Genomic DNA, 8,761 nt, shown 5'->3' with positions numbered 1-8,761 from the left:
CGGCCGGGCTCACCATCGACCAGTTCGCCCCGCGCCTGTCCTTCTTCTGGGCGGTGGGCATGAACTTCTTCATGGAAGTGGCCAAGATGCGCGCCGCGCGCCTGCTTTGGGCGAAGCTCGTGAAGGGTTTCGACCCGCAGAGCGACAAGTCGCTTCCCTTGCGCACCCATTCGCAGACCTCGGGCTGGTCGCTGACCGCGCAGGACGTGTTCAACAACGTCACCCGCACCTGCATCGAGGCGATGGCGGCCACGCAGGGCCATACGCAGTCGCTGCACACCAATGCGCTCGACGAGGCGCTCGCCCTGCCGACCGACTTTTCGGCCCGCATCGCGCGCAACACGCAGCTTTTCCTCCAGCAGGAGAGCGGCACGACCCGCATCATCGACCCGTGGGGCGGCTCCTATTACGTCGAGCGCCTGACCCACGCGCTCGCGCAGAAGGCCTGGGCGCATATCCGGGAGGTCGAGGAACTCGGCGGCATGGCGAAGGCCATCGAGGCCGGGATCCCCAAGCTGAAGATCGAGGAGGCGGCGGCCCGCACGCAGGCACGCATCGATTCCGGCCACCAGAAGATCATCGGCGTGAACGCCTTCCGCACCGCGGACGAAGCCGCCATCGACATCCTGAAAGTGGACAACGCGGCCGTGCGCGCGAGCCAGATCGAGAAGCTCACGCGCCTGAAGGCCGAGCGCAGCCAGGCCGACGTGGACGCGGCCCTGTCCGCCCTCTCCACGGTCGCCGCCTCGGGCGAGGGCAACCTGCTCGACCTCGCCGTGAAGGCGGCGCGGGCCAAGGCCACCGTGGGCGAGATCTCCGACGCGCTGGAGAAAGTCTGGGGCCGTCACCGGGCCGAGATCAAGGCGATCTCGGGCGTGTACAAGCGGGAGGTCGGCATGGCGTCGCCAGCGGTTGAGAAGGTTCGCGCCCTGGTCGAACAGTTCGAGCACGACGATGGCCGGCGCCCGCGCATCCTGGTGGCCAAGATGGGCCAGGACGGACACGACCGCGGCCAGAAGGTGATCGCCTCCGCGTTCGCCGACCTCGGCTTCGACGTGGATATCGGCCCCCTGTTCGCCACGCCGGCGGAAGCGGCCCGCCAGGCCATCGAGAACGACGTGCACATCATCGGCGTGTCGTCGCTGGCGGCCGGCCATCTCACGCTGGTGCCGGAGCTGAAGGGGGAACTCGCCAGGTACGGCCGCGACGACATCATGATCGTGGTCGGCGGCGTGATCCCGCCGCAGGATTTCGATGCCCTCCATCAGGCCGGCGCCGCGGCGATCTTCCCGCCCGGCACCGTCATCGCCGACGCGGCCGTCAACCTGATCGACGACCTCAACCGCCGCCTCGGCCACGGGCCGAAGCAGGCCGCGGAGTAAACGCGAGCCGCCTTGAACAAGCCTCTGCATGTCATGGCCGGGCGTGTCCCGGCCATCCCGATTCCGTGAAGCGCCGCGCTTATCCCAATCGAGATCACCGGCCCAAGGCCGGTGATGACGAGGAGGCGCCAATCAGGACCGCTCGATCGCCCGGTCGTCGCTGGAGCCGATGACGGTAATCGTCTTCGCGTCGGGCCCGAGGCGTTCGAGCCGTGGCCTGTTAATGCGGCCTTCATCATCGCCCGAGAATAGGTAGTTCCACCTAATTGCCTGTGCCCGCCTCCGTGAGAAGCTTGTCTCAAAGACAAAGCTTTTCATGCATTCCTTTGCGGAGCACCGATGTCGCTCAACCTCGACGGGTATTCACTGACCTTCTCCGACGAATTTACAGGCTCCTCCCTCAATACGTCGATCTGGAGCACGCAATACTGGTGGGGCGGCCGCACGCTCGCGAGCAATGGCGAGATGCAGTATTTCGCCGACCGCTCGACGCCGGTCATTCAGCGGAACCCGGCTCTCGATCCCTTCGCCATCGTGGCGGATCCGAGAGAAGCCGGCGACGGCATCCTGACCATCACGGCGCGGCCCTCGCCCGATACAGGTCTGACCGACGGGCTTCCCTACGTGTCGGGCCTCATCAACACGCACGGCACCTTCTCCCAGACCTACGGGTACTTCGAGATCTCGGCCCAGGTGCCGTCGGGCCAGGGATTGTGGCCCGCCTTCTGGCTTCTGCCGCAGAGCGGCAACTGGCCGCCGGAGATCGACGTCCTGGAACTGCTCGGACACGATCCCTCGACCTACTACGTCGGCTCGCACTGGACCGACAGCCATGGGAGCCATGCCTACGACACGCGGGGCATCTCCACGGGAATCGATCTCTCGCAGGGCTTCCACGCCTACGGGACGATGTGGACGGCCGATAGCATCACCTTCTATCTCGACGGGACGGCGGTCTATTCCATGCAGACGCCCGCGGGCATGAGCGAGCCGATGTATCTGCTCGCCGGGCTCGCCGTCGGCGGCAACTGGCCGGGCGCGCCCGACCAGACGACGCGCTTCCCGGCGGAGTTCCAGATCGACTACATCCGCGCCTGGTCGGCGGACATCCTGCCGTCGACGCCGACGATCACGCCAAGCCTGAAGGGAACCTCCGGGGCCGACCTCCTCGTCGGCGACGCGAATGCGACTGCTCTCAACGACATCGTCTTCGCCTACAGCGGCAACGATACGCTGGAGGGCCTGAGGGGCAACGACACGCTCGCCGGCGGCCATGGGGCCGACACGTTCCTCTACCGGACGGGCCCGAGCGGGAACGACGTCATCGTGGACTTCGATCCCTTAAGCGGCGACGCGGTGCGCGTCACCAAGGCCATCCTGGGCCAGAAGAACTTCTCCGGCCTCTACCGGATGATCAAGGACAACCCGTCGGGCGATGCGGTCCTCAAGCTGGCGGATGGGGGCTCGATCACGTTCGAGGGCGTAAGCAAGGCGCAGCTCGGTTACGACGACTTCTTCATCGTGTGAGATGGCGGCAGGCGGGCGCGGCGTCGCGCTACGACCGCTCGATCGCCCGCTTGATCACCTGCTGCACGTCCTTGTTCGTCAGGAACAGGTCGTGGTTGATGATACCGCCGCCGAACTCGGAAGCGTCGGCCACGCGCACGCCCAGGGATTCGAGCCGCTCGCGATCCGCCGCGCCGGCCCGGATGATGCCGCCGGCCAGACGGCTCGAGACGGCAAGCGCCCGGTCGTTGGTGGAGCTGATGACGGTGATCTTCTTCGCGTCGGGCCCGAGACGTTCGAGGCCGCGGGCGAACAGGTCGATGTCGATGTCGGGGGCCGCCAGCACCACGGCGCCGATGCGGTCCATGGCGTTCTCGCCTCCGGAGGCGCGCAGCATCCGCAGGGTCTCGAGGGTGAGCAGGGTGCCCATGCTGTGGGCCACGATGTGGATCCGCCCGCCGCTCGGAGTCTTGGCGATGGCGGTGAGCAGATCCTCCAGGGCGTCGCGGGACCACATGGCGCTTTCGCGGTCGGCCACGTAGCTGAAGGTCGAGGCCGCGGACGGCCAGGTGAACAGGCCCGTGACCCCGGCGAACCTGATGCCCTCCGACAGGTCGACGGTCGAGGTCGCGGCGGTCTCGAAGCTCTCGCGATAGCCGTGGATGTAGAGCAGCAGGTTGTGCCCGAAGGCCGCCTGGGCGAAGGCCTGGGCGGCCTTGCTGTGATCGACGTTCTCGACCTTCGCGATGCTCCAGCCGCTGTGCCCGAGCAGGGAATCCGCCGGGGGCGCGAGGCGCGCCTCCGCGAAGACGAGATCGGCCGAGCGCTCGCTGCTGAACCAGGGCTTCTTCGGCGGATCGCCCACGGGGAGCCGCGTGGTCGCCACGAGGAGCTTCGGATCCCGGGCGAGACCGACCTGCGACGAGACCGGGCTGGTGAGGGCCGAATCCTCTCCGAGGCATCCGGACAGGGCGAGGCCGGCAAGGCAGACGAGAGCAAGGCGGGAAACGGGGAAGAGCATGGGGCCGGGTTTCAAGAGACAAGGAGGGCAGTGCTGTGTTGTCCCCGATCATGGCATGCGCAAGGCAGAGGACCGTCGACCGCGCGTTCAAGCAGGAAGACGGTAAACCAAAGGTGAACGACGGTGTCCCCGTGTCGCCTTGATGGGGCGCGGGCGCATCCGTACCTTCGGGTGATGCTTGCCTTCCTGTCCCGGGTCCTCCTCGTCATCGTCGGCCTGTTTCTCCTGCCTCTCGGGGCTCATGCGCTCTGGTGGGCGCTGCGCGACGACGTGGCGCCGAGCTGGCGGGCCGCCGACTGGTCGAGCGCGAAGCTGCTGCCGGCGGCCTCCGAGGCGCCTCAGGCCATCGTGGCCGTCTATGCGGCCCGCGTCGGGCGCTGGCGCGGCATCTTCGCCCACCACACCTGGGTGGTCGTGAAGGAGGCCGGCGCGAACACCTATACCCGCTACGACAAGGTCGGATGGGGCAGCCCGGTCCGCACCAACGGCTGGGCGCCGGACGGCCGCTGGTTCGGCAACGCGCCGCATCCGGTCGTCCTGATCGAGGGCGAGGCGGCGGAGCGCCTGATCCCGCAGGTGCGCCGCGCCGTGGCGAGCTATCCCTACCAGACCTTCGGCGCCTACAATGCCTGGCCGGGTCCGAACTCGAACACCTTCGTGGCCCATGTGGTGCGCTCCGTCCCGGAACTTGGGGCCGCCCTCCCGCCGACCGCCCTGGGGAAGGACTGGCAGCCGTGGCGCGACATCGTCGGCCTGACGCCGAGCCGCACGGGCATCCAGATCTCGCTCGGCGGCTATGCGGGCCTCGCACTCGGCTGGGTCGAAGGGATCGAGATCGACTTCATGGGGCTCGTCGCCGGCCTCGACCTGCGCCGCCCCGCCGTCAAGATTCCCGCCTGGGGACGGATCGGCATGGATCCGATCACCTGGTAGGCGCGGCGTCGAGGCGCTTCCGGTCGCGCCGAGCGCAACCGGGGACGCGGCCCTCTGGGTCCGCACGATGCTCCACTCTTGCCTGGCGCATCGTTGAGGGCGAAAAACCGGGTCCACTTTTTCGCACGATGCGCTAAAGCTCTCCCATGACCGGGGGCTCACAGCGAAAGACCGAGATCACGGCCGAAGCCGTGGCGGGAGGCGACCGCGCCGCGCTCGCGCGCGCCATCACCCTGATGGAATCGCGCCGCCAGGATCACCGGGAGGCGGCCCGCGCGCTCCTGCAGGCGCTGATGCCCCGCACCGGCCGGGCGGTCCGCATCGGCATCACGGGGGTTCCCGGCGTCGGCAAGTCCACCACCATCGACACCCTGGGCGCGATGCTCACCGAACGGGGGCACAAGGTCGCCGTTCTGGCCGTGGACCCCTCGTCCACCCGCACGGGCGGCGCGATTCTCGGCGACAAGACCCGCATGGCCCGGCTCGCCGCCGATCCCAACGCCTTCATCCGCCCCTCCCCGTCCTCCGGCACCCTGGGGGGCGTCGCGGCCAAGACGCGGGAGACCATGCTGCTCTGCGAGGCGGCCGGGTTCGACGTGATCCTGGTCGAGACGGTCGGCGTCGGGCAGTCGGAGACCGCCGTCGCGGACCTGACCGATTTCTTCCTCGTGCTCATGCTGCCCGGCGCCGGCGACGAGCTGCAGGGGATCAAGAAAGGCATCCTGGAGCTCGCCGACCTGATCGCCGTCAACAAGGCGGACGACGCGGGCGCCAAGGCCAAGGCGGCCGCCGCCGAGTACAAGGCCGCGCTGCACATCCTGGCACCGGCTTCCGCCGCCTGGACGCCGCCCGTGCTCACCATCTCGGGGCTGACCGGCCAGGGTCTCGACGAGGTCTGGGCCAAGGTGCAGGACCATCGCGCGCGCCTGGAGGCCACCGGGGAGCTCGCCGCCAAGCGCCGCGCCCAGGACACCCAATGGATGTGGGCCCTCGTCCATGAACGCCTGCACGAGCGCCTGCACCACGATCCGGCCCTGCGCCGGCGCGTGCCGGAGCTCGAACGGGCCATCGCGGACGGCACCCTGTCGCCGACCGCCGGGGCCATCGAGATCGCGACGCTGCTGGGGCTCTAGCGCATCGGACGGACAAGTGGACCGGGTTTTTCGCCCTCAACGGTGCGCCAGCCAAGAGTGGAGCATCCTTGTGATGCCACCCTCCGCACGTCATGGCCGGCCTTGTGCCGGCCATCCCGATGCGGTGAGGTGCGGCGGCTCTCAGAAGCGGGATCACCGGGACAAGCCCGGTGATGACGTGGTGTATGTGTGAGGCGGTGCGAACACCCTCCACACGCCATGGCCACCCTCCGCCCTTCCTGCTACCCTCCGCACGTCATGGCCGGCCCTGTGCCGGCCATCCCGATGCGGAAAAGCGCCGCGCCTCAAACAATCGGGAGGAAAAGCGCCGCGCCTCAAACACTCGGGATCACCGGGACAAGCCCGGTGATGACGTGGTGGGGGTGGCATGGGTCGGTGACGACACCCTCCCCCGTCATGGCCGGGACAAGCCCGGCCATGACGGGACGAGCCCATGAATCCCGCCGTCCCTATCCGGAATTCCACCTGATCTCGCGCGCGAAATCCGCTTCACTCGACGGGTGCCCGACGGGCATCCGCAAAGAGTGAACCGGGTCGTGATCGATCGGCTGCATCAGCTGCCCATTTTCATGGGCGCCGTCATCGTGTGCCTCTTCTTCCTGGTGCCGACCCTGATCGGTTCGGTGCTGCTGCAGCCTGCCGTCGGACGCCTCCTGCGCGACGAGCGGGATCCGAACACGCTCGTCGGGCTGCTGCTGAACTCCTTCACCCTCTATTACGGCGTTCTCCTCGCGCTGCTCTCGATCGCGGTGTTCGACAATTACGGCAAGGCTCAGGACGCGGTCGGGCGCGAAGCGTCAAGCATCATCGCCCTCTACCGCACCTTCAGCGGCTATCCGGAGCCGGTCCGGACCTCCCTGTTGGACAATCTTCGCCAATACGTGGACGAGGAAACCGGGCCCGGCTGGTCGTTCCAGCGCCGCGATCAGCCCTCGACCCGCGGAACGCTCCTCGTCGACCGGCTCAGCCACCAGCTCTTGAGCTTCCGTCCCAGCCGGGAGGCCGGCGAGGACCTGATCCACCAGGCGGCGCTGCGGATCTTCGAGAATTTCATCGAGCAGCGTCGCCTGCGCATCCAGGCGGCCGGGACCAGCATTCCCACGGTCATCTGGTCGGTCGTGCTCGCGGGCGCGGCCCTGAACGTCTTCACGCTCTGGCTGTTCGACCTGAAGCGGACGACGCATCTCCTTCTCGGGGGCGTCCTCATGACCTTCGTCGGGCTGGTCGTCTACATGGTGGGCGTCCTCGACCGGCCGTTCCATGGCGCGCACGGGCTCAAGCCCGACGACCTCCTCCACGCCCGCCAGCAGATGAATCCCAGACCATGAGGCTTGGCTTAAGGAGGCTTGGCGTAAGGAGGCTTGGCTTAAAGCGCCCCCAGGACCTCGGAGGCGAGGCGGATCCGCCCGACCTCGATCCCGTTCCAGTTCTTGAACACGGGCTGAGCCAGTTCCTCGACCGCCCGGCGTTCCGCGGCGTCCAGGGTGAGGAAGCGCAGCACCAGGCCGGCCATTATGGCCTCGGCCGCGCGGCCGTTGCCGTCCTCGGCCTTCAGGGCGACGCCGTAGCCGAGGTCGGGGAAGGACGCGCAATAGACGCCCTCGGCCCCCACCTTCACGAAGGCGCGCTCGCCGAGAAGCTCCATCAGCCTGGTGTCGAAGCGGCCGGTGCCGGCGACCATGAAGGGGTGGCGCGCCACGGCCCGGCGGATCCACGCGGCGGCGGCCCTTCCATCGCCCGGAAGGCCGCTCCCGGTGCCGAACCGGGCGAAGCCGAAGGCGAGCGAGGGGAGCGGAATCGCATAGGTGGGGATCGAGCAGCCGTCGATGCCGCTCTTCTCGACCGTGTGGCAGGCGCCGGTGATCTCCTCCAGGGCTTCGCGCACGCTGCGCTGCACCGGGTGGTCCGCCAGCACGTAGCCCTTCGGGTTCCGGCCGTGACCGCAGGCCAGGCAGATGAAGCCCGCATGCTTGCCCGAGCAGTTGTTGTGGAGCGCGCTCGGGGTGCCGCCCGAGGCGGCGAGCGCCCGGTTGGCCGCCTCGCCCATGGGCCAGTGCACGCCGCATTCCAGGCAGCCGACATCCTGCCCGGCCTTGGCCAGCATGGCCTTGGCGGTCGCCGCGTGCTCGGGCTCGCCCGAATGGGACGCGCAGGCCAGCGCGATCTCCTCGTCGGTGAGCCCGTATTTGTCCGCAATCCCGCTCTCGACCAGCGGCATCGCCTGAAGCGCCTTCACGGCGGAGCGCGGAAACACGCGCCGGTCGACATCGCCAATCGACAGAACTGTGGCCCCTTCGGAATCCACCACCGAGATGCTGCCCCTGTGGCGCGACTCGACCAGGTTTCCGCGGGTGACCTCGACAAGAAAAGGATTGTCCATCAATGCCCCGTATGAAAAGCGGCGGTGTTGTGGAGGCACTTATTCGAGAAGTCAAAGGGGGCATTGTTGCAAAAGCCAAAAATGGTGCCTCGGAACCGTCCGGCGGCACGGGTTGCCGTGAAGCCCGCGCCACTCTAAACCCAAGGTTCGAACAGACAGGGAGTCTCTGATGCGTGTCGCGATGATCGGAGCCGGCTATGTGGGGCTGGTGTCCGGCGCCTGCTTTGCCGATTTCGGGCACGAGGTCTGCTGCGTCGACAAGGAGCCGGCCAAGATCGAGGCGCTCAACAGGGGCGAGATCCCGATCTTCGAGCCGGGCCTGGACGATCTGGTGGCCAAGAACGTGCGCGAGGACCGCCTGACCTTCACCACCGACCTGGCGCAG

Annotated in this window: 8 protein-coding genes and 1 pseudogene; 6 read left to right on the top strand and 3 right to left on the bottom strand. The window is 68.0% G+C overall.

Annotation, left to right across the window (positions count from 1 at the left end):
- A partial coding sequence (locus tag OCW50_RS32320) for a methylmalonyl-CoA mutase family protein (protein WP_262300337.1) occupies nt 1-1,382 on the top strand: 1,382 nt, incomplete at its 5' end.
- 132 nt (nt 1,383-1,514) lie between these two features.
- On the opposite strand, the gene OCW50_RS32315 is transcribed toward OCW50_RS32320, so the two are convergent.
- Nucleotides 1,515-1,700: a hypothetical protein gene (locus tag OCW50_RS32315; RefSeq protein ID WP_262300336.1), complete on the bottom strand. Its 186-nt coding sequence runs from the start codon at nt 1,698-1,700 to the stop codon at nt 1,515-1,517.
- A 21-nt stretch (nt 1,701-1,721) separates the two neighbouring features.
- Between OCW50_RS32315 and OCW50_RS32310 the strand changes: the two genes are divergently transcribed.
- Nucleotides 1,722-2,909 carry a family 16 glycosylhydrolase gene (locus tag OCW50_RS32310; protein ID WP_262300335.1) on the top strand — a complete coding sequence of 396 codons (1,188 nt, stop codon included), beginning with the start codon at nt 1,722-1,724 and terminating at the stop codon, nt 2,907-2,909.
- A 28-nt stretch (nt 2,910-2,937) separates the two neighbouring features.
- Here the strand turns inward: OCW50_RS32310 and OCW50_RS32305 are convergent, their stop codons facing one another.
- Nucleotides 2,938-3,909, bottom strand: a complete 972-nt coding sequence (locus tag OCW50_RS32305; RefSeq protein WP_262300334.1) for an alpha/beta hydrolase — start codon at nt 3,907-3,909, stop codon at nt 2,938-2,940.
- 174 nt (nt 3,910-4,083) lie between these two features.
- On the opposite strand from OCW50_RS32305, the gene OCW50_RS32300 reads away from it, so the two are divergent.
- The 3 genes from OCW50_RS32300 (at nt 4,084) to OCW50_RS32290 (ending at nt 7,324) form a co-directional block, all read left to right on the top strand.
- Nucleotides 4,084-4,842, top strand: coding sequence for a DUF3750 domain-containing protein (locus OCW50_RS32300; RefSeq protein WP_262270948.1), 759 nt, complete (start codon nt 4,084-4,086; stop codon nt 4,840-4,842).
- A gap of 146 nt (nt 4,843-4,988) precedes the next feature.
- Nucleotides 4,989-5,975 (top strand): methylmalonyl Co-A mutase-associated GTPase MeaB, encoded by a 987-nt coding sequence (gene meaB, locus OCW50_RS32295; RefSeq protein WP_262300333.1) that lies wholly within the window; start codon nt 4,989-4,991, stop codon nt 5,973-5,975.
- Nucleotides 5,976-6,532: 557 nt separating this feature from the next.
- A complete protein-coding gene (locus tag OCW50_RS32290; protein WP_262300332.1) occupies nt 6,533-7,324 on the top strand; it encodes a bestrophin-like domain in 792 nt (263 codons plus the stop codon).
- Nucleotides 7,325-7,362: 38 nt separating this feature from the next.
- On the opposite strand, the gene OCW50_RS32285 is transcribed toward OCW50_RS32290, so the two are convergent.
- A complete protein-coding gene (locus OCW50_RS32285; protein WP_262300331.1) occupies nt 7,363-8,376 on the bottom strand; it encodes an asparaginase in 1,014 nt (337 codons plus the stop codon).
- Between the two features lie 169 nt (nt 8,377-8,545).
- Between OCW50_RS32285 and OCW50_RS32280 the strand changes: the two are divergent.
- Nucleotides 8,546-8,761 (top strand): annotated as a pseudogene (locus OCW50_RS32280) (UDP-glucose 6-dehydrogenase); the annotation flags it as partial.

This window comes from Microvirga sesbaniae (genome assembly GCF_025460805.1).
In the GTDB taxonomy this organism is placed as follows: domain Bacteria; phylum Pseudomonadota; class Alphaproteobacteria; order Rhizobiales; family Beijerinckiaceae; genus Microvirga; species Microvirga sesbaniae.
The sequence above is the reverse complement of the archived record's forward strand: the minus strand, read 5'-3'. Positions and strand labels throughout refer to the sequence as shown.